Below are 17,597 nucleotides of genomic sequence, written 5' to 3'. Positions count from 1 at the left end.
TGACAGCGGTCGTTTTCGACGTGTAGGGTAGGGCAGCGAGCTGCTGCTTAAACCGCAGGAGCTCTTGCGCTTCAGCACCAACTCTGCCCTCACCATCCCGATGCAGCCAGGGCTGCCCCTGCAGCAGGTTAGTCAGCTGCGCTTTCGCCCTGAGCCGCAGGACACCTACAAGCTGCACTTGTCCTGTCGTCAAGGCCGTGCTCCCACGAGTGGCAGGCAACCAGAACCTGAAGACGGTGCTAGTTAAGCTGGATTCGAAGCAGCAGCCCCTGATCCTTGGCCATGCTGTACCCATGCCGGTGGTGGTGCGAACCCGCCCCTACGACGAAAAGTTCTACGCTGAGATTGCCAAGCCCAACCGGTTGCAGGTCGAGGAGGCGGAGGTGCTTTGGGCAGCTCAAAAAGCCAAGGAGGAGCTGGGGTTGTAGGGAGGACTCCCCCACAGGCCAGTCATCAGGCGCAGCAGAAAGCGCCGCAGTGGCGGGAAAACTATCATCCCCTGGAGAACCCAGCGCCGCCCAACCACTACGGGCCAGTAGGAGTTGGAGAAGGTGCGGGTGAGCAGGTCGGTAAAGAGCAGCACCACCCAGTTTTCCCAACGGCGACGGCGGCCGTAGCGCCGCAGGACTCTAACATCCCCCAGATCCTCCTGCCGCCTGCGAGCCTCCAGCAACACTTGGGCCAGGGCGGCAGCATCGCGGATACCGAGGTTTAGCCCTTGGCCAGCCACCGGATGGCAGTGGTGAGCCGCATCTCCCACCAAGGCCAAGCGGTGCTGATAGTAGCGGCGACTCTGGCGCAGACGAGCGGGGAAGAGCTGAGGCGGGTTCAGCAAGGTCAGGCAGCCGCCCTGGGAACCATAGTAGCGCTGCATCTCGGCCAAGAAGTCGGCCTGAGAAAGAGCCAGCGTGGCTTTGGCCTGCTCATGGGGCAAGATCCAAACTACCTGGCAGCGATTGCCAGGCAGGGGCAGGATGGCAAAGGGCCCAGCAGGCCAAAAGCGTTCGTAGGCGATGTTCTGGTGGTCTTGGGCAGGAGCCACCAGGGCAGTGATACACGACTGCCAGTAGTCCCAGCCGTCGCTCGGGATCCCTGCCCACTGCCGTACCTGGGAGCGCAGACCATCGGCGGCTACTACCAGCGAGGTTGCCAGTCGGCGCTGACCTTGGGCTGTTGTCAGCTCCACCTCAGCCGCGCTTTTCCTGTAGGTAACTCGCTCCACCCTGGCTTCGTAGTAGCAGGTAATGCAGGGATCCGCAGCCACCTGCTCCTGGAGCACCTGCTGCAGCCAGGCATGTTCGCCGCAGTAGAAAACTGCTGTTTCCCCCACATCCTCCGGTCTAAACGTCACCCGCTGGGGAGCGTCGGCGTCTGTCAAAATGACTTGGGCAAAGGGGGTAATGTGGGGAGCTAGGGCCTCCCACACGCCAATTGACCGGAAGATGCGGATTGACAGGGGCGAAAGGGCGTAGGCCAGGGGGCGTTGCCGAACAGCCTCAGACGACTGGGCCTCAACGAGAGCTAAACGCAGGCCGGAGGCTCGGAGGGCACAGGCTAGGGTTAGACCCGTGATGCCTCCGCCGACAATCACCACATCGTAGAAGGCTTCCAAGGTATCTAAAGGGGAAGCAAGGGCTGTCATTTCCCACTTGGGTAGTCAGGTGCTGTAGGCCACTGCCTCCACGCAACTCGAGTTAGCTGGCGTGGCCGCTCGCACGGCTCGGAACATGCCAAAGCGGCAGAGGCCAGTACTGAAGGCTAGGTGCATTAGCAAGAAAGTGGGCACCTCCCGCAGCGACTTGATCAGGCCCACCAAGCCAAACTTTAGCAACCCCTCCGGCCGGACAACCCCCTGCCAGATGGAATCTAACCAAGAAGGAAGGGTCTCTTGGGTCCAGTCAGCAGTCTCCACTCCCCCCTCTACCAGCCCCGTGGCTTCCAGCGCTTCCACAAAGCCTTCGATGCTGGAAAAAGCAGGGTGCGCCCACTGATCCAACAACTGCCGCATCACCAAGCGCTCCCAAAAGTTGAGGGGCTTTTGGCGGTCGTCGCGCTGGTTCCAGTCTGCCACCACTAGAATGCCGCCTGGCTTGAGCACCCGCAGCATCTCGCTAGCATAGCGGGCCTTGTCTGGCATGTGGGGGCCGGCCTCAATGGACCAGACGACATCGAAGCTGGCGTCGGGAAAGGGGAGGTCGAGGGCGTCGGCCACCTGAAATCGCACAGGCAGATCAGGAGGGGTGAGCTCTTGGGCCCGCTTCACCTGCTGCGGACTGATGGTAATGCCGGTTACCACAAAGCCATAGTCGCGAGCCAAGATGCGGCAGCTGCCGCCAATGCCACAGCCCACATCCAGCACTGTTGACCCCGGCGGCAGCCGATCCAGCCCGCCCCAGCGCACCATCTCATGGACAAAGTCGTGCTTAGCCTGGATGAAGTTTTTCCGCCGCGGCGGGGATCCGTAGTGGCCCAGGTGGATGTGTTCGCCCCAGTAAAACTCCAGGATCCCGTCCCGCGTCCACTCGTCATAGGCGCGGGCTACCGACTCAGGAGAGCGATACTTGCGAGCAGTCAGCACGTAGGCCGCTAGACCTACGCCTAGGAGCAAAGCTGGGGCCAAAATCCAAGGCATTGGGCGCACGAATAACTAGAGGCTGCTCGAGTTGAGACAGACAGAATCCCAAAAGCTCACTAGGGCATTATAGCCTTGGAGAGCCAGTTTTCTTGACCCCGCGGAGGTTACTAGGCTCCTCCTCGCGAGTCTGAGAGATACAAAAAACGGCGCCTTTCTCCCTGCTAGCAGCAGGAAGACTTCTGGCGCCTCTTGCAAGGGGCCTCTTTGAGGATCCCCCCAAAGCACTTGCCTGGAGGTTAGCTCATGCTAACTCGCGTACGGTCGTAGGTCAAGCGGAAGGTGGGGTGCACTTTCCCTTGGATACGGTTCCAGAAGTTGCGCACGTTGGTGTGCAGGCCAACCCGCTCCGTACCGCGTACCAGCATCGCCTGCTGCCGAATTCGAATAGCGCGTTGGTGGCCCGCCATCAGCCGACGAGCTAGCTCATCCAAAACGTGGGAGCGGCCAGGGGTTGCTGCCGCCTCGGAGGCTACTGCTGGAATCTCTTGAGCCACTGCCTCAGCAGCTTTGGGACGATAGGCTACTCCCCGGTAGAGCAAGTCCAAGTTGGTGGACAAAACCAGCGGCTTGGTTAGGTGGCGGAACCGCCAGTCCAGCCCTCGATAACGGCCCCCCACCTTGCCAGGGGAAACGGTCACGGTCGCCGGTGAGAAGGTGTAACCGACACCACGGTAAGAGAGTTTCATCATCTTCGCCTCCAAAGTTGAGAGTTGTTGGTATCCCCTTCACCTCCCAAGGTGAGAGGTGAGCTGGGATATTTTGCAAACAGCTACAGGGGTTGAGGCGCGTTCCTTCGGGATAGCTCCCTACTTCCGTCCTCTGGCTGTGGGGTTGCTCTTGAACCCGCCAGAGGATGAACGATTTCTTCACTTCGTATTATAAGCTACGGTTTTGAGGTTTTCTAGGTAACCTTTAACAAAAATTTTGGCCGCTCTCCCGTGGGGCTACCCCTGCTGGACTGGAGTGCGCGGGGATCTGTCCACGCGGCTGAGGGAAGCAGTATCGTGGAAGAGCCCTCAGGATCGGCTACAAAAGTTCATATTTCGGGGTGGGTGTCCCTGTGCAGGAAGACTTTCGCCTGATTCTGGACATTGCCACAGTACTGGCGGCAGCGGCAGCCGGAGGGCTTCTAGCGGCACTGCTGCGGCAGCCAGTGCTTTTGGGTTACTTGCTAGCCGGGATCCTAGTGGGGCCGACAGGGCTGGGGTGGATTAAAGAGGTGGTGCAGGTGGAAACCCTGGCCCAGTTTGGCGTGACCTTTTTGCTGTTTACCTTGGGGGTGGAGTTTTCCCTCAAAGAACTGCGCCAAGTGCGCGGGATTGCTCTAGGCGGCCTTTTGCAGATTGGCCTAACGATTGCAGTCACAGCGGTGCTGGCAGTGGCCAGTGGCTGGCTGACGCCGGTGCAGGGGATCTTTTTGGGGGCGGTACTCTCCTTGTCTTCCACGGCGGTGGTGCTCAAAAGCCTCACCGAGACCAACCAGATGGGCACGCCCCAGGCCCAGGCCATGCTGGGGATCTTGATCGTGCAGGATTTGGCGGTAGGGCTAATGCTGGCGGTGTTGCCAGCTTTGGATGCTCCCCTGCCGAAGCTGGCGGGATCCCTGGCTAAGTCAGTAGCGGAAATTGGCCTGGTGGCAGTAGGAGCAGTGCTGGGGGGTATTTGGCTGGTGCCCACCTTGCTGCGGCTATTGGCCCAGCAGGAGAACAAAGAGGTATTCCTACTGGGGGTCATCAGCCTCTGCGTGGGGATTGCTCTCCTAACCGAGCGGCTGGGCCTTTCCAGCGAGATCGGGGCTTTCATTGCGGGGCTGATGATTTCGGAAGTGGAATACGCCGACCAAACCCTGGCCTACGTAGAGCCCTTGCGGGATGTGTTTGCTGCCCTCTTTTTTGCTGCCATTGGCATGCTCATCGATCCCCGCTTCATTGCTGACCACCTGACGCTGATTCTGGGGCTGGTGGGGCTAGTGATGGTGGGCAAGTTTTGCCTGGTGGCGCCTCTGGCTGGGCTGTTTGGCTACCCCCTCCCGGCGGCGGTGTTGGTAGGGCTGGGCCTTTCTCAGATTGGCGAGTTTTCCTTTGTCCTGGCCAGCGAGGGGCAGGCCCTGGGACTGGTGTCGCGGCAGCTGTATTTGCTCATTGTCAGCACCACTGCTGTTACCTTGCTTGTCACTCCCTTTTTGCTTAAGGGCGCGCCGGGGCTGCTGAGGAAACTGCAAGGGATCCCCTTCTTGTCTCGCTGGCTAGCAGCAGACGAGCGGCCTCGCGACCTGGATGCCAGAGCTCCTCATAAGGGCCACGTGGTGGTGTGTGGCTACGGTCGGGTGGGGCAAGATGTGGTGCGCATTCTGCAGGCCCGTCGCCATCCCCTCTTGGTAGTTGACTCCTCGGAACAGGTCATCCAACAGCTGCGCTCGCAGGGGATCCCCTACCTCTACGGCAATGCTGCCAGCGCCCTGGTGCTGGAGAAAGCTCGCCTGAACCAAGCTCACGCCCTGGTCATTGCCTTGCCAGATCGTCTAAGCACCCGCCTCTGCCTCAAACAGGCGCTAGAACTGGCGCCCCACCTGGAGGTAGTGGTGCGGGCCACTCACGAAGAGGACATCGAACAGCTCTACCAGTTGGGGGCTAGAGAAGTCGTCCACCCGGAATTTGAGGCCAGCTTGGGGCTGTGCAGTCACCTGTTGCTCCAGCTGGGCGAGCCCCTGGAGGTTGTCCAGCAGGAGATCCTAGCCATCCGCAGCAGCCACTACCGCAACCTGCGACCTCTCCCCCCCAGTTGCCTAATCCCCACGTCTGTCAGCTGGCCGCCACCGCCTCCTGCTAACGGCAGCCATGACGCTAGTCCATCGGAATCGGTGCTGGCTTGGTGGGAGCAGTGGCGGCGCCCCGGGCAGCCGGAATGGGCAGGGATCCCTAGCTCGGCTGAGTGAGAACACAAGCTGGGGCAAGGTTAAGCTAAGTGACTTACTCTCTGGGAGGTCTCTGTGCGCTGGCCTGTTTGGCTACCCAGACCACTCGCTTGGTTGAGAGCCTTTGCTCTGCTTGCCCTTTTGGCTCTCGTGGCAGGGGTGGGGAGGACTCTTCTATTTTGGGGAGCAGTAGCCAGCGCTATTTTCGAGAACAAGGCACTTCTGGGGGTAGCCTTTGCCACGACTTGGGTGTCATGGCGTGCCTTGTTGCCTACGTCCATCATTGGCTCACCGGCCCAGAGAACAGGCGTCACCCCACCTTGAGAAGTTGGAGAGGAGGGATTGGGGCAATAGGCGTGGCCGGGGCCAGCTCGGTTATAGGGTAGTTTCAACGCTGCCCTCAACTTGGTCAAGTGGTATCTGGCTACCTGCAGCTTGCGGGGGAGAGAATTCAGCAGCAGCAACTACCCCCGGGCTGGGGTCGCCGCTTCCGGGTAGATAACCAACATCCCCTCGTAGAGGATCTGGCCGGGCTGCAGCTCCAAGCGATCAATGCGCACACCTGGATCCAACTGGATGGGAAAATCCGCCAGGCCGGGGATAGGGATCTCCTGACCTTCACTTATCCACACAGGGTTAACCAGCCGCAACTGGCTAGGGCCCTGAGCCTGCAGCCCAGTCACCACCGTAACGGGCACCTCCGCCCCCTCAGGAGTAACCAGTTGGGCCCGGATGCGCAGCCGCCCTGGCTCTAGGGCAACCTGGGGCTGGCGGATTAAAAAGGGAACCGTTTGCTCTCCAAAGGGCAGTTGCACCCGCGCTTGGGCCAGTTGCGACTGGATGAGGGGAGCCTGAAGGGTGCGATTCAAGTCTGCTTCCGTGAGGCGCAAGCTTACCTGCACTGGCACAGGGGCCAACAGCCGCAGGGGGCTGCGCCCTTGAATAGCTTCCCCCACATTGAGGCGAATATCTTGGCCCCGCAGCCGCAGATGGCTGATCTGGAAGCCTTGGTAGATGAGGTTGTCTCCTGAGACCTGAGCTTGAGGGATCTGACCCTTGAGAATCTGGGCGTCGGAACCGGCAATTTGCACCTGCAAGTTGTCCACCTGCTGCACCTCGGAGCGAATCCAGGCAGCCACCAGAGGATTGAGCAGGGATCCGGCAATTTGGGCAAAGGCAGGCCAGGGCAAAAACATAGCAGGCAGGCCAAGCAGCAGAGCAAACCCCAGCCGCTGCCTCCCAGGGGAGGGCTGTCGCTGGCGGCTAGTTGTTGGCTTCAGGGGGAGAGAGTCCTGTTCAGGCCAAGATGGGGACAGCACGAGGCACCTCAGGGGAATAAGAACCAAAAGGCGAGAAGCTAGGGGGCTTTCTCGGGCCAGGCTAGGACTAGATTACGACAGGGCGGTGGCAGCGCCCAGGGGCTTCTCGCACACTCTTGGGGAAGCTAGCCGTCTATCAACTGCCACCAAAGATACCCCAACCGCAGGTAGTGAAGCCGCAAGCCAGGGAAAGGGAAAACCCGCGGCGGCTGACGAAAGAGGGCACTGATCTGGGGTCGATTACCGGCGATATCCTGAGCCAAGATTTTGCCCGCCCACACCCCTGTGGCCACACCGCTGCCATGGTAGGCTAGGCCGTACCACAGGCTGGGATCCGTTGGCGAAGGGCCGATGTGAGGGTGAAGCTGGCGGGAGAGGCAAACCAAGCCATTCCAGGCGTACTCAATCTCCACCCCCTCCCAGGCGGGAAAGAGGCGGTAGAGCCGCTGCACCATCCAAGCTTGCAGGCGCTGCCGTTGCGCTGGGTCGTCGCAGGTGCCATCCCGCCCCCCAAATAGCAGCCGCCCATCGGGCAAGAGACGGTAGTAGAACAGAAGCCGCCGCGTGTCGTAGACAGGGGTCGGGTCCCACCAACCCTGGGCTTTTTGTTCCGCTGGCGTCAGGGGACGAGTCACCACAATGTTGGAAAGCACCGGCAGCAGGGATCCCGCCAGTTGGGGATAGAGGTGGGCTGGCGTGTAGCCGTTGGTGGCAATCACCAGGTGGCGCGCCCGCACCGTCCCCCCCGGTGTATGGCAAAGGTGGTAGGATCCCACTTTCTCCCAGGCGATAACCGGGCTAGCACTGTATAGCTGGGCTCCCCACCGGCGGGCAGCCTGAGCTAGCCCCTGGGTAAGCTTGAGGGGGTTGAGGCCAAAACCAATGCCAATGTGGAGAGCGCCGTAGTTCTCCCGACTGTCGAAGCCCCGCTCCCGCAGCTCTTTGGGGCTAAGGAGCTGAACGGGGTAGCCGGCCACCTGGGTGTAGATCTGGTATTCCGCCTCCAACTCCTGCCAAGCACTGGGGCGATGGGCCACCGCGTACCAGCCCTGGCCCTGGGCATCCAGGGAAAAGCCCTCGGTAGCAGCCAGCTCTTGGACGGTTTCCACTGCCTGCCATTGATCCCGGTAGTAGCGCTCCGTCTCCGCTAGCCCTACCCGCCGTACCATCTGGGCGTGAGTCAGGCAGCTTGCCCCCACGCCGCAGAAACCGCCATTACGCCCCGAGGCCCCCCAGCCCAGGGATCCCGCCTCCAGCAGGCAGGCGGAAATGCCGTGATCGCGGACTAGGTGCAGGGCTGTCGAAAGCCCTGTGAACCCGCCCCCAATGATGGCTACCTCAGCCTCCACCTGCCCTTGCAGAGGTGCTGGGTGTCGCCAACTGGAGTCTGCTATCGTGCTGTCCCAGTAACTGCCAACTGGATAGGAAGGATCGTAGGTTCTAGCAGGATAGGGGTTTGTTTTGGGGCAAAAACTCCAAGAAAGCATAGAAGCCCTGAGGTCAAGAACTCGTTCTTGAAAGTTCAGAAAATCCGCTTCTGCAGCAGCAGCCTCTTCGGCAGCGAGCAGCAGTAGGAAGCTTTGCTGCCTGTCCCCGCTGGCCAAGGCCCTGCAGCAGCTACTGAAGATGGAAAACAGCAGCCAACTGTTGCCCACACCCCTTACACTAGGGGCGCATAGCTAGCTACCCCCCTCGCCTGAGCTAGGGTAGGGGCGGGGCGGATCCCCTGCCGGGATAGACAAATTGGACAAACTTTCCCTCTGCCCCAATGAGCCTTTCTGCTGGCCAAAGGGTGCGGCTGTTGCCAAAGGCTGGTATTCCAGCCCTAACCAGGGCTGCAGTCTCGACTGTTACCGCTAAGGATTTTGGTGAGCAGGTAGAGCTTGTCCATCTTTCTTTCCAAGGTCAAACCGCTTTCCCCGCACGGGGAAGCCAGGCTGCCCAAGCCAGCGCCCGTGTCACCGACCCAGTAGCTTCACCAGCAAAACGCCCAACCCGTACAGGAACGTGATCGCGCCGGCTAGGAGGCTCTGGGTAAGGGGATCCGTGGAAGGGGTAAGAATGGCCCCCGCCACCACTGAAGCCACAACGACGTAGCGCCAGCCCTTGAGCATCTGCTCGGCAGTTACCAGCCCCAAAGCCCCCAGCAGTGCCTGCAGAATTGGCACCTGAAAGGCCAAGCCAGTGCTGAACATCAACAGCAGCACAAACTCAAAGTAGCGATCGATGGACCATGCCTGCTCCACTACCCCTTCCCCATAGCGAATAAAGAAGTTCAGCGCTGCCGGAATGAGAAGGTAGTAGGCGAAGGCTAAGCCCGCCACAAACAAGAGGCTGGATCCCAGCACCGCCGGTCCCAGCAGCTTGATCTCCCTGACGCTTAGCCCTGGCAACACAAAGCGGACGATTTGGTAGAGCAAAAAGGGCGTGGCCAAGAGCAAGCCGGCATAGGCCGCTACCTTGAGGGAAACGAAGAAGTACTCGCCCGGCGCCAGTTGCAGGAAGGTTACCCCCTGGGCTGGCACCTCCAGAAAAGCAACAAGGCGGTTTACCCCCAGAAAACAGGCGACGATGCACAGGCCCACAGCAATGAGGCTGGCCAAGAGGCGGCGGCGCAGCTCCTCCAGGTGCTCCACCAAGGTCATCTCGACCTCGTAGGGAAACTCTGGATTGGGCAGCCGCGTGGGCGCTTGCGCTGGCGCAGCTTGCTGCGAGGAGTCAGTCTCAGAGGCAAGGGGCATGAGCCGGCTGGTAACACAACCTTTCCCGCTATCTTAGCCTTGCCCCAGCCTCAAGGAAAAGCGCCCGCCCAACACGCCCCCCTCAGCATGGGTCAGCGCACCGCTGTTCCAGGAAACTCTTTATAGGTGGCGGTTAACGGCAAGCAAGGGGAGCCAACTTCCCCTCCCAGGTAAGATGGTTACGCGGTGCTAACTGCCAGCTTTGCGGCAAGACAGCGTCTATTCCAGACTGGGGATGGAGGTATGGGACAAGGGCAACTCCGGCGCGGCATCCTAATTGGTCTGGGCCTGCTGGCGGCCATGAGCGTGTGGGTAATCGCTTGGCTGCTCACCCAAAGTCCGCTGGCCTTGTTGCTGGTTCGCCATGAGCTGCCGCCGATTGTGGGCCTGGCCCCCCGCTCCACCCAGGCGCTGCTGCTGCTAGCTGTTCCCCTGGAAAATCTGCAGGCATTCTGGCAAGCGGCAACCCCCGCCTCCCAACGACGCGCTACCCGCCAGCAGTGGCGCAAATTTTTCTCCAGCGAAGGTCCAGGATGGCTGGGATCCCTCTTGGCGGGGGGATCCCTGAATTTCGAGCGGGAGGTGCAGCCCTGGCTGGGAAAAAGCACCCTCTTGGCCAGCTTGCCGGAGTGGGGCACCTTGGTTGCCCTGGAAATCCGCAAGCCGGCGCTGGCGCAGTTTGAGCTCAACCTGTTGTGGGAGCGGCAGAGTTTGGCCGGTCTGCCGGTCCAGGTGGACACCTACAAGGGCATCCAGGTAGTTTCCAGTCCGCTGCCAGGGTTGCCGGGGTTTGCGGCAGCCCTTTTCGGGGAGCGCTACGTGCTGTTGGCGGAGAAGGCAGCAGCCCTTCGCGCCGCTATCGATGCCTGGCAGGTGCCGCAGCTGTCGCTCATGGCCGAGCCGCAGTTTCGGCAGGTCATCCAGGCGCTGCCACCGGCGCAGGTAGGTTGGGCCTTCTGGCAAAATCCGCAGCCGGCCTCCGCTGAAGGGTTGACCTTGCAGGCGGTGGGGCTGGGGCTAGGGGTGAGCTTTCAGGGTTTGCTAGCAGAAACGGCTGCCCTTTGGCATACGCCTGCCAACTTTGCCCTGCCTAGGAGCGAAGCTTTTCGTCCCCAGGTTATTGGTCAGCTGCCCGACGAGACGCTGGCGCTGGTGTCTGGCCGCAACTGGGCTGTCTTTTGGCAGAGCCTGGGACAGGTGCAGCCCCTCCGCCTTCTGGGATTGCCGCTGGATCCGGGTCAGTGGGGGCCAGCCCAGGTCGACCTGGACTGGCAGCGGCTGGTGCCGGAAACGGGAGAGTTTGCCCTTGCCCTTCTACCCGCGGATGGGAAACCGGCCTGGCTCTGGGTTGGCAAGAGGCCGGAGGCACCGACGCTGGATGAGCGGGCAATTGCGCAGGGCTGGCAGGTGGTGTCGATGGCAACAAAACACGGCGTCGCCACCGCCTGGAGCAAACCCGTAGTCCAGCCCCTAGCAGAGTTGGTGCCTCAGAACCTGCCCGCGATCCCAAAGCCGCCGCCGCTAGCCCAGGTGTATCACGCTGACCGGGACGGCTATTCCTATCTGGCTTCGTCTTTGGCGGCTCTGGAAGCGGCCCTGGCAGATCCCCCCTTGAGCGCCACTCGTGCCTGGCGCCGCCTGGTGGCTCCCCTGCCTCACCGCAACCTGGGTTATGGATATGGATCCTTAGGCTTACTGGAAACCTGGCTGCCTCAGCTTTCGGGATCCCGCTGGTCATCCACTCGCTTTGCCTTTGCCACTACTGCCCTGAAGTTCTCTGAAGCTCCCTACCCCGATCGGGGCCGCTGGCTTCTCCAGAGGGGCAAGCTGTTTTGGCAGTGGTATTAGACTATCCAGGGATCGCGGCAGCCGGGGTAGATGAACTTGGCCAAATAGACTTGGTTGCCCGTCTCGTTCCATTCCACAAAGTCAAAGATTTGGGTCAGCAGGAGCACCCCCCGGCCCGATTCCTCGGTTTCCAAGAGGCCGCAGCGGCAGCGCTGCAGCTCTTGCTGGGGACAGAAGCCGGATCCCTGATCCCGCACTAGCCACTGGTAGAAGCGCTCGGAGCTGGTGTATTCGACGATCACCCTCTTGTTGGGATCCAGACCATTGCCATGGCGGACAGCGTTGATGATGGCTTCTTGCAGGCCCAGGCGTACCTCTGCCTTCCAGGGGGGAGGAACTTTGGCAACCAACAGATCCAGAATCGGCTGAGTGTAGAGGGTGGAGGGAAAGCTGATAACGCTCCAGGAGCAATGGGCGGGTCTTAGGGACAGGGCAATCACAGGGGCGGTCTTCCCGGCGCACAACGCTCTTGTCGATCTTAGCAATGGCCGTCTGCGTCGGCCGGCGCAGGCCAGTTTCGGGAAAGGGGTGGCCATTTTTGCCGTACCATCTTGAGTGGTGAAGCTCTTCGCGGTTACCCCTGTTGCTATGGTGATCAAAGTTGGCGATAAAGTTAGGGTGCGCTCCATTCGCGATCGCGGGCAGGAAGAGGTGAGCGCCCTGGTGGGCAAGGAGGGCGTGGTCCTGGCGCGGCGGGTGGTCGATGGCAGCGGCATTGGCTATATCCTGGAGTTTCCTGACCGCTCGCGGCACTGGTTTTTCGAAAGTGAGGTGGAGGAGGTCGATTCTAACCCGACGCAGGAGAAGGCTCGCTGAAGCGCTGGAGGTGGCCTAGCAAGTTTCCCTAAGCGGGTGTTTGGCTGGGTAGCCAGCTTTGGCGCTGTTGCTAGAGAAGCGTGTTGGTTTATCTTGCCGTTGTTGGGATTAGGTAGCTGTGGCTTCTCCCCATTTAAATCGCCGTTTGTTGGCCCGCCAGATGGCTGCGCAAGTGGATGGCCTGACCGTCAAAATGGCTGCCGCTGCCCTAGAGGCAATGCTAGACAGCATCAGCCAATGTCTGGCGGAAGGAGGATCCGTGCGGCTGGCGCGCTTTGGCACCTTCTTGCTGCGGCCCCGTCCGGCCCGGCAAACCTATCACCCCCGCACTAAGGCTCCTGTCCACATCCCGGCTGCCCAAGTGCCCTATTTTGTCCCCAGCCCGGAGCTGGGACGCCCTAGGAGAAAACGCCGAGGGGATCTGGAAGCGCCGCCATCCGTCTAGAATGGCTGTTCTGCTTTGGTTTCGCACCGATTTGCGCCTACTGGATCACCAGCCGCTGACGCGCGCTTGCCAGCAGGGATCCTTCCTCATTCCCCTCTACTGCCTGGATCCGCGCCACTTTGGCCGGACGGCCTTTGGCTTTCCTAAGACCGGTCCTTTCCGCGCCCAGTTCCTGCTGGAAAGCCTGGCTGACCTGCGGCAGCAGCTTCGGGCCCGCGGCTCTGATCTGGTCATCCGCCAAGGCCAGCCGGAGCAGGTGATCCCGGCCCTGGCGCGGGAGTGGGGGGTGAAGGCTGTCTATGCCCACGAAGAGGTGGGCACGGAGGAGGAGGCGGTTGCCAGGGCCCTGCAGCAAGCGCTTCAGCCCTTAGGGATCCCGCTGCACCTGGAGTGGGGCCACACTCTCTACCATCCTGCTGACCTCCCCTTTGCCCTGGCAGACCTGCCGGAGGTGTTCACCCGCTTCCGCCAGCAGGTGGAAGCCAAGGCCGCCATTCGCGCTCCCCTGCCCATCCCCTCCCTGCCGCCCCTGCCGCCAGGGCTGGACCCTGGCCCTCTGCCCACTCTGGCGGAGCTGGGGTTGAGCTTGCCGCCGCCGGATCCCCGCGCCCGCTTTGTCTATACCGGCGGCAGCACCGCTGCCCAGGCGCGCCTGCAGATCTACATCTGGGATCTGGATCGGCTGCGCGTCTACAAAGAAACCCGCAACGGCATGCTGGATCCCAACGACAGCTCGCGTCTTTCTGCCTGGTTGGCGTTGGGTTGCCTTTCTCCTCGCACGGTGTATGCCGAAGTCAAGCGCTACGAGGAGGAGCGGGTGCGCAACGAATCCACCTACTGGCTGGTCTTCGAGCTGCTGTGGCGGGATTACTTTCGCTTCATCCTGGCCAAGCATGGCGCCAAGCTGTTTCGTCCCTCGGGGATCCAAGGGATCCCCATCCCCTGGCAGCAGGACTGGGACCGCTTTCAGGCTTGGTGCCGCGGCGAGACCGGCTACCCTCTGGTGGATGCCAACATGCGGGAGTTGGCCGCCACCGGCTTTATGTCCAACCGCGGGCGGCAGAATGTGGCCAGCTTTCTCACCAAGAACCTGGGGATCGACTGGCGCTTGGGGGCGGAATGGTTTGAATCGCTGCTGATTGACTACGACGTGGCCAGCAACTACGGCAACTGGAACTACGCCGCCGGCGTGGGCAACGATGCCCGCGGCTTTCGCTACTTCCACATTCCCAAGCAATCCCGCGACTACGATCCCCAGGGCCACTACTTACGCCACTGGCTGCCGGAGCTGGCCGGGATCCCGGGGGACAAGATCCACGAGCCCTACCGCCTCAGCGCTGCTGAGCAAAAGCAGTTTGGCGTGCGGCTGGGGGTAGACTATCCCCGCCCCGTGGTGGATTTGGGAAAGTCCCTGCAGGCCAGTCGGCGGGCTTACGAAGCGGCCCTGGCCCGCCACCGTGGCGGCTAGGAGGATCCCCTCGAAACGGGAGTGGCGGGCTAGGGGACGACGCGGCTAAGACGCCGCAAGCCAGGCAGGCCAGCATCCGCCACCACCAAGCTGCCGTCTGGCAAGGCAAGCAGAGAGCCAGGCCGCTGGAAGCGAGCTGAGACCACCGGGCCATCCTGCCAGCCAGGCTCATCCCCCCCGGCCAGGGTAGAGACCTGCCCGCTGGGCTGAAGACGGCGAATGCGGCGGTTGTCTTGGTCGGCCAGCCAGAGGACCCCCGCACTGTCGAAGGCCAGCCCTGCAAGGGTTTGAAAACGGGCCTCCGCCAGAGGGCCATCGCGGTAGCCTGCTTCCGCCTGGGAGAGGGTGGTCAGGTGTCCGTTGGCAGAGAGCCGGCGCAGGCGATGCCTATCGGCAATCCAGAGGTTACCCGCCTTGTCCACTGCCAGAGCTGTCGGCTCCAGAAGCTGGGCTTGCTCTGCCGGCCCATCGGCGGATCCCGGCTGGCCAGTGCCAGCGGCCGTCGTCACTTTGCCCGTGGGAGTGATGCGGCGGATGCGGCGGTTGGCGCGATCGGCCACGTAAAGGCTGCCGTCCAGACCCAGGGCCAGGCCAAAGGGTTCGCGAAACTGTGCCTCGTCGCGCTCTCCGTCGCGGTAGCCGGCTGCACAAGTGCCGGCAAAGGTTCTCACCCGCCGCTGTCGGCTGATGTAGCGCAGGCAATGGTTGCCGCTGTCGGCCACCCACAACCCCCCCTTGGGATCCCAAAGTAGCCCTTGGGGGGAGTGAAACTGGGCCTGCTCCGCCACCCCATCCCGGTGGCCGGCCTTGCCGCTGCCCGCCCACACCTCCAGTTCCCCTTCGGGGGAAAGCCGGAAAATGCGGTGCTGGGCCGGGTCGGCTAAGTAAAAGAACCCCTCGGGGTCTGCGGCAATGCCGCCGATCTGCTGCAGGAAGATCCCGGCCTCCCCTTCGTTATCGGAGCTGCTGCCCTCCGGCTTGGCTGCCGCAGCGGTGCGGCCATCGAGGAGGGTCTCCACTCGCCAGCCCGAGGCCGCCGTAGGAGTGGGGGTGGGAGTGGGCCACTCGTAAACCCAGGTTCCTAGTCCTTGTCCTTCAGCGTCGGCCACCGCCACCCAAACGGTGCCGGAAAGGGAGGCTGGCGGCATCACCGTCAGACTGTTGCGGCTGCGCGAGCGAATTTCCCCCCTCAGGATGCGCTCCGGATTGGCGGCTGAGGCAAAAAGAACGCTTTCCACCTGCTCCAGATTTTCCCCCGACAGCAACAACGGCTGGCCGGGCGCTGGCACCCCTGCCCCTGCGTGCAGCAGCGGCACTTCCACCTCGGAGAGCACCAGCAGGCTCAGGCGGCGACTGCTGCTGTCAGCGCTTCCAGAGCGGGCAGAAAGAGTCAGGGATCCCTTTCCTTGTGCCAAGGTGGTGGATCCCCGGTAGGCGACAGCCCTAAGCTCGGCTTCGCCAGCGGGCGGGTCGGTAAAGGTGAAGGTGGCTGGTTGCCCCGGGCGTAGGGGCGCGTTGGCAGTCTGGCGATAGCTGCCCAGGTTAATGCTCAGGTCGATCCCTTCCACCCCCGGCCAGGTAGGGGTGCGGGCCAGCCAGCGCTCCACCTCAGAAGCCGGCAGCTGGGCCACCAGATCGGATCCCTGTTCTTGGAGCAGCAAAACGATGCGGTTGCTGGGCACCGCCAAACCCGATTGGCGGGCCTGTTCGAGCGTGAGGGCAAAGGTGGAAAGACCAAGGGGAGTTGGCGTGAAAACTGGCTGCAGGGTAGAAGGGGGAACAAGGCTGGGAGAGACATTCGAGGAAGAGAGCTGGCCGCAGGCTGAGAGGGCCAGCACCAGGGCACTGAGTGCAGGCAGGGAGAGCAGCGCAGGGGAAACCCGTCGTTGCATCGTGCAGCTCATCCTCTTCCACAAACTGGGAAGTGGCAGCAACCCAAACCCCTCATGTTGACACCGACTACCTAAAAGCCGGCAGAAATTGCCCCGCTGCCTTCCTTCCGACAGCCACGCCCCAGCGTCTATTGGGCAAGGAGAAGCCCCCGAACCACCGTCCTGGGCCTTTAACCCTAACTCTATTCATGCTTAACCTGTCTCACCCAAGGGTGAGTTGCACCCCTCACTCCCTCTATCCTTACGCAAATCCCTTTCGAAAAGCCAGCTGCAATCTGATGCTTACTAAGCCAGGTCTGTTTTTGTTCGCCCAACGGTCAGAGACGGGATCCCGAGCAGAAGCTTTCGCTGCCGTCGCTTCTGGGGATCGGTGCCCCTCAGCTTGCCTCCGCCCCAGGCAGATCTGAGGACTACCGGCACCCCTAGCGCAATTCAGGTTTCTGCCGCCAAAGAGGTGAGGCTGCCCCAAGCGCCAGAGCAGCCAGAAGCATCAAGCTCCCCCACTGGCGACCCGCAGGGCTTGGGTTCATCTTGCCCTTCTAGTAGCAGGACACTGCCGGATGCCCCTTAATGTACCAGCGCCACGGGAGCTCCGCACCGCGGGTAATGCCGATGCGGGTGGTCTGGACAATGGGGAACTGCGCTTCCCAGGCAGGGGATCCCTCCAGCCAAATGCCTTCCTGGCCGACGGCCACCGGCTCCAGCCGCCAGCCGTTGTGGGATCCGTCAATGCGCAACGCCTGACAGAGTAGGCCCGGACCCGCCGCCACCCGCGCCGGTTTCATGCGCTTATTGGCCGGGATCCACTCCGGCAGGCAATCCAACTGCGCTGCCCGGATTAGAACGGCTGACGCGATCCCCTCCGCGTCGGTGACGATGTTCAGGCAGTGGTAGAGGCCGTAGATGCGATAGACGTAGAGATGCCCCGGCGGCCCAAACATCACCTGGTTGCGGCGGGTCTTACGGCGATAGGCGTGGCAGGCCGGATCCCCAGCTGTATAGGCTTCTGTTTCCACAATCTGGGCCCGCACCTGCAGCCCATCGGCAAATTGCCGCACCAGCACCATGCCCAGCAGAGCAGGCGCCACCATCGGCGCCGGCTGGCTCAGCCAGTCCCTAGCGTCCACCGTAGGCTCACTAGCCCTCAGCCCCCTGCCACAGCAGGGACAATGCTCACCTCATCTCCATCCTGCAGAGGGGTGTCGGATCCCTTCAGGAAGCGAATGTCTTCGCTGTTAACGTAAAGATTGACAAAGCGGCGCAATTCTCCCCTCTCATCGCACAGCCGCGCCTTGATGCCTGGATAGCTTTGCTCCAGAGCCTCCAGCAGTTCACGGATGGTGGATCCCTCGCAACTCACCACCTCCTGGTTCCGGGTGAGCGCCCGCAGCGTGGTGGGAATTAACACCTTGACTGCCATAAGCCCAGTGCTTCGTCCATCGACCAACATTAGAAGACTAGGGTAGCAGCACCCTGTCGATGCCGTGAATTGTTCACGTTGGCCCCCTTGACCCGAAGG

At 61.9% G+C, this 17,597-nt stretch carries 16 protein-coding genes and 1 riboswitch; of the genes, 6 read left to right on the top strand and 10 right to left on the bottom strand.

The window, feature by feature from the left end; all coding sequences use genetic code 11:
* Positions 1 to 209: 209 nt before the first annotated feature.
* Positions 210 to 428, top strand: coding sequence for a hypothetical protein (locus NW860_RS06710; protein WP_414513210.1), 219 nt, complete (start codon positions 210 to 212; stop codon positions 426 to 428).
* Here the strand turns inward: NW860_RS06710 and NW860_RS06705 are convergent.
* The 3 genes from NW860_RS06705 to NW860_RS06695 all read right to left on the bottom strand — a co-directional run bounded on the left by NW860_RS06705 (position 398) and on the right by NW860_RS06695 (position 3,321).
* Positions 398 to 1,642 (bottom strand): FAD-dependent hydroxylase, encoded by a 1,245-nt coding sequence (locus tag NW860_RS06705; RefSeq protein ID WP_414513208.1) that lies wholly within the window; start codon positions 1,640 to 1,642, stop codon positions 398 to 400. The genes NW860_RS06710 and NW860_RS06705 overlap by 31 nt on opposite strands.
* A gap of 15 nt (positions 1,643 to 1,657) precedes the next feature.
* Positions 1,658 to 2,632, bottom strand: coding sequence for a methyltransferase domain-containing protein (locus NW860_RS06700; protein ID WP_414513206.1), 975 nt, complete (start codon positions 2,630 to 2,632; stop codon positions 1,658 to 1,660).
* 239 nt (positions 2,633 to 2,871) lie between these two features.
* Positions 2,872 to 3,321, bottom strand: coding sequence for a DUF4278 domain-containing protein (locus tag NW860_RS06695; RefSeq protein WP_414513204.1), 450 nt, complete (start codon positions 3,319 to 3,321; stop codon positions 2,872 to 2,874).
* Positions 3,322 to 3,417: 96 nt separating this feature from the next.
* A riboswitch (Glutamine riboswitch) is annotated at positions 3,418 to 3,497 on the bottom strand.
* A gap of 186 nt (positions 3,498 to 3,683) precedes the next feature.
* Between NW860_RS06695 and NW860_RS06690 the strand changes: the two genes are divergently transcribed.
* Positions 3,684 to 5,570, top strand: coding sequence for a cation:proton antiporter (locus tag NW860_RS06690; protein ID WP_414513202.1), 1,887 nt, complete (start codon positions 3,684 to 3,686; stop codon positions 5,568 to 5,570).
* 443 nt (positions 5,571 to 6,013) lie between these two features.
* Here the strand turns inward: NW860_RS06690 and NW860_RS06685 are convergent, their stop codons facing one another.
* From NW860_RS06685 to tatC, 3 genes are all read right to left on the bottom strand, one after another.
* A complete protein-coding gene (locus tag NW860_RS06685; RefSeq protein ID WP_414513200.1) occupies positions 6,014 to 6,868 on the bottom strand; it encodes a DUF2993 domain-containing protein in 855 nt (284 codons plus the stop codon).
* A 125-nt stretch (positions 6,869 to 6,993) separates the two neighbouring features.
* Positions 6,994 to 8,217 (bottom strand): NAD(P)/FAD-dependent oxidoreductase, encoded by a 1,224-nt coding sequence (locus NW860_RS06680; RefSeq protein WP_414394673.1) that lies wholly within the window; start codon positions 8,215 to 8,217, stop codon positions 6,994 to 6,996.
* A 609-nt stretch (positions 8,218 to 8,826) separates the two neighbouring features.
* Complete coding sequence (gene tatC / locus NW860_RS06675) at positions 8,827 to 9,513, bottom strand: twin-arginine translocase subunit TatC (RefSeq protein WP_414513239.1); 687 nt, start codon at positions 9,511 to 9,513, stop codon at positions 8,827 to 8,829.
* 339 nt (positions 9,514 to 9,852) lie between these two features.
* Here tatC and NW860_RS06670 point away from each other — a divergent pair, with 339 nt between their 5' ends.
* Positions 9,853 to 11,457, top strand: a complete 1,605-nt coding sequence (locus NW860_RS06670; RefSeq protein ID WP_414394674.1) for a DUF3352 domain-containing protein — start codon at positions 9,853 to 9,855, stop codon at positions 11,455 to 11,457.
* On the opposite strand, the gene NW860_RS06665 is transcribed toward NW860_RS06670, so the two are convergent.
* Positions 11,454 to 11,897, bottom strand: coding sequence for an ATP-binding protein (locus NW860_RS06665; protein WP_414513198.1), 444 nt, complete (start codon positions 11,895 to 11,897; stop codon positions 11,454 to 11,456). The genes NW860_RS06670 and NW860_RS06665 overlap by 4 nt on opposite strands.
* Before the next feature lie 148 nt (positions 11,898 to 12,045).
* Here NW860_RS06665 and NW860_RS06660 point away from each other — a divergent pair, with 148 nt between their 5' ends.
* The 3 genes from NW860_RS06660 to NW860_RS06650 all read left to right on the top strand — a co-directional run bounded on the left by NW860_RS06660 (position 12,046) and on the right by NW860_RS06650 (position 14,186).
* Positions 12,046 to 12,273, top strand: coding sequence for a cytochrome b6f subunit family protein (locus NW860_RS06660; protein ID WP_041438789.1), 228 nt, complete (start codon positions 12,046 to 12,048; stop codon positions 12,271 to 12,273).
* Positions 12,274 to 12,391: 118 nt separating this feature from the next.
* Entirely contained in the window at positions 12,392 to 12,718 is a 327-nt protein-coding gene (locus NW860_RS06655) for an HU family DNA-binding protein (RefSeq protein WP_414394677.1), read from the top strand.
* A gap of 1 nt (position 12,719) precedes the next feature.
* Positions 12,720 to 14,186 carry a DASH family cryptochrome gene (locus NW860_RS06650; protein WP_414513196.1) on the top strand — a complete coding sequence of 489 codons (1,467 nt, stop codon included), beginning with the start codon at positions 12,720 to 12,722 and terminating at the stop codon, positions 14,184 to 14,186.
* Positions 14,187 to 14,215: 29 nt separating this feature from the next.
* On the opposite strand, the gene NW860_RS06645 is transcribed toward NW860_RS06650, so the two are convergent.
* The 3 genes from NW860_RS06645 to NW860_RS06635 form a co-directional block, all read right to left on the bottom strand.
* Positions 14,216 to 16,078, bottom strand: a complete 1,863-nt coding sequence (locus NW860_RS06645; protein ID WP_414513194.1) for an NHL repeat-containing protein — start codon at positions 16,076 to 16,078, stop codon at positions 14,216 to 14,218.
* A gap of 539 nt (positions 16,079 to 16,617) precedes the next feature.
* A complete protein-coding gene (locus NW860_RS06640; RefSeq protein WP_414394683.1) occupies positions 16,618 to 17,205 on the bottom strand; it encodes a DNA-3-methyladenine glycosylase in 588 nt (195 codons plus the stop codon).
* 17 nt (positions 17,206 to 17,222) lie between these two features.
* On the bottom strand, positions 17,223 to 17,498 hold the full coding sequence (locus tag NW860_RS06635; protein WP_414394685.1) for a ubiquitin-like small modifier protein 1: 276 nt from the start codon (positions 17,496 to 17,498) through the stop codon (positions 17,223 to 17,225).
* Positions 17,499 to 17,597 lie beyond the last annotated feature (99 nt).

This window comes from Synechococcus sp. F70.1, from assembly GCF_047502745.1.
In the GTDB taxonomy this organism is placed as follows: domain Bacteria; phylum Cyanobacteriota; class Cyanobacteriia; order Thermostichales; family Thermostichaceae; genus Thermostichus.
Note: the sequence above shows the minus strand (reverse complement) of the source record. Positions and strands in the feature narration are given on the sequence as shown.